Genomic DNA, 2477 nt, shown 5'->3' on the forward strand with positions numbered 1-2477 from the left:
CGCCCGCATCGTCAAATCGTCCTGCATTCCGTTGGCGAACCTCACCTGCACCCTTGGGCGGCGGAGTCATGACCTGTTCCTCTACAGGACGGTCATTCGATAATTCTCGAGTTGGCGTGTGCTCGACTGTATAGGCTGTATATGGAATGGCTTGCAACCGTTCAAAAGGAATTTCTTCCCCGCTCGCCACACATATTCCGTACGTCCCATCCTTCATCCGTTGAAGGGCTGCATTGACTTGCTCCAGCTCGTCTTGCAGCGAATCATTAATCGCCAGATCACGGGACCGTTCAAAGGTTTCTGTCCCTATATCAGCGGGGTGGTTATCATAGGACGAGAGCTCACCTGTGGAATCTGTCAGTGTTTCTCCCAATTGAGCGTTTTCCTGACCGTTTTGTTCAAAATGCTTTTCTAAATCCTTTTTCTGCTCCAGCAACATATGTTTCAGCTCTGCAAGCTGCGAATCGTTCAAATGGTTCATGATCATCTCTCCCCTTCGTAGTCTATATAAGTTACACGTATGCTCTTTTATACCCGTTCAGAGGGCCGGGCAATCAGCAGAGACTTTTATTCCCAGCCTAGAATGTGATATAAAAAGAATAGTGTGTTAAGGAGGGAATAACCGATGGATGAACATATGAAGCGTCGTCTGGATAAACAAAAGCAGTTGTTTAAACAACTGGGCATTCAGCTGGACGCGCTCTCCATTCATGAGAAACAGTTTAAGAATAAAATGCGCGGCTATGATCCGGACGAGGTGGATGCCTTTCTGGATGAAGTGATCAAGGATTATGAACGCTTTTATGCGAATATAGCCGACCTGATGGACAAGTGGCAGGAGCAGCAGGCAACCATACGTGATTTGAAAAATGCACCCAAGCCTGCGGCCGACCTTAATGGACTGGACCGTCGTCAACTGGAGGATATCGTTAAGCAGTTGGAATATAGTGTACGCCAATTAAAAGTGCGAGTACGTCCTGAAAATGACTATTTTCCGGAGTAAGGTGCAGTAAGCACTGTGTTGGTGCCTCTATTGTGGTATGATGGAAACAAGCATTTTTCCAAACATTTAATGAGGCACACACATAAAGGTGGTTAACATGAGTACCCATTTTTCCGTTAGTATCCATTGTCTACTTCTTCTGGCTGAAGGGGCACCGGAGCGAATGACATCGTCACTTATTGCTTCCAGCATCAATACAAACCCGGTAGTTGTGAGAAGGATTATGAGCCGACTCAAGCAAGCGGGTTTGGTGGATTCGTCGCCTGGAGCACGCGGCTTTCGTCTAAGCATGTCCAGTTCAAACATCAATCTGAAAATGATCTATGAGGCGACCAAGGATGAAGGTCCGTTGTTCGCCATCCATACCGATAGCAATCATAATTGTGAGGTAGGTAGGAACATAGACGCATTATTGGATGGTTTATATACCGTGGCAGAGCAGAAAATACAGGCGTTTTTCGAGACCGTTACGCTGCGAGATCTGGAGCAGGCACTTCAGCAGCGCGTGGGGCAACAAAGTTCATCCGTGTAAAGACGCTGGTAAGGAGAATTTATATGAAAATCATCGTACTTTCAGACACTCATATGCCGCATAGAAGCAAAGCGTTGCCTAGTCGGCTTGTACAGGAGTTAAAAGGCAGTGACCTCATTCTCCATGCCGGAGACTGGACGGATTGGTTCGTATATGAACGTCTAGCTGAATTTGCGCCTGTGCAAGGCATTGCCGGAAACAATGATGGAATGGACATCGTGGAGCGTTTAGGCTATCAGCGAATCGTTGAAGTTGAAGGCAAGCGGATCGGTATGGTTCACGGTCACGGCTGGCGAGGAACGACAGAAAATATCGCATTGAATACGTTTAAGGGAGAAACGCTGGATTGCCTGATTTATGGACATTCGCATATTCCGGTGGTCAAAACGATTGACGGTCAGCTTGTCCTTAATCCAGGGTCTCCGACGGACAAACGTGGCGAAGACGAATATTCATTTATCGTGCTGACGATTGAAGCTGGTCAGATGGAAGCACAGCTTGTTCTTTATCCAGATAAACATTGATTTAAAACCAACAACTGTTGATTAAAGGGGAAGCTATGGCCATTTTTGAATTAGAACCGATGAAGCATCATGTGTTGATCTGCAATGGAGGCACATGTATGCGACATGAGGGTGAAGAAGTTACACAGGCAATTCGGGATGAAATTCGTAAACAAAATGCAGAAGCATATATTCACACGACCAGAACTCGCTGTAATGGGCGTTGTCATGATGCTGCGGTTGTGATCGTATATCCTCAAGGGGACTGGTATGGTCAAATGACCCCCGACTCGGGGACTCAACTGGTGCAGAAGCTCGTAACGGGAGAGAAGCTGGAACCTCATCTTTTTCATGAGTGTACAGGTAAATCCAGCTCGGAATAATCCAATCAACCATCTATAAGAACATGAGTAGAGAAAATCTTTGCGGAGATTTTCTC

At 46.4% G+C, this 2477-nt stretch carries 5 protein-coding genes; 4 read left to right on the plus strand and 1 reads right to left on the minus strand.

The genetic code is table 11. The annotated features are described in order from the left end of the window. On the minus strand, positions 1-481 hold a 481-nt coding region (locus GRP75_RS24395), incomplete at its 3' end, for a TraR/DksA C4-type zinc finger protein (protein ID WP_160790610.1). A 144-nt stretch (positions 482-625) separates the two neighbouring features. Here GRP75_RS24395 and GRP75_RS24400 point away from each other — a divergent pair. The 4 genes from GRP75_RS24400 (at position 626) to GRP75_RS24415 (ending at position 2421) form a co-directional block, all read left to right on the plus strand. After that, the gene (locus tag GRP75_RS24400) at positions 626-1003 is read left to right on the plus strand and encodes a DivIVA domain-containing protein (RefSeq protein ID WP_023988297.1); all 378 of its coding nucleotides are present in this window, start codon (positions 626-628) and stop codon (positions 1001-1003) included. A 97-nt stretch (positions 1004-1100) separates the two neighbouring features. Then, entirely contained in the window at positions 1101-1535 is a 435-nt protein-coding gene (locus GRP75_RS24405; protein ID WP_013310015.1) for an Rrf2 family transcriptional regulator, read from the plus strand. Between the two features lie 23 nt (positions 1536-1558). Beyond that, entirely contained in the window at positions 1559-2059 is a 501-nt protein-coding gene (locus tag GRP75_RS24410) for a metallophosphoesterase family protein (RefSeq protein ID WP_028542413.1), read from the plus strand. A 35-nt stretch (positions 2060-2094) separates the two neighbouring features. After that, positions 2095-2421 carry a (2Fe-2S) ferredoxin domain-containing protein gene (locus tag GRP75_RS24415; RefSeq protein WP_023988299.1) on the plus strand — a complete coding sequence of 109 codons (327 nt, stop codon included), beginning with the start codon at positions 2095-2097 and terminating at the stop codon, positions 2419-2421. Positions 2422-2477 lie beyond the last annotated feature (56 nt).

The sequence above is a fragment of the Paenibacillus sp. OT2-17 genome (assembly GCF_009827695.1).
Taxonomy (GTDB): Bacteria; Bacillota; Bacilli; order Paenibacillales; family Paenibacillaceae; genus Paenibacillus; species Paenibacillus polymyxa_B.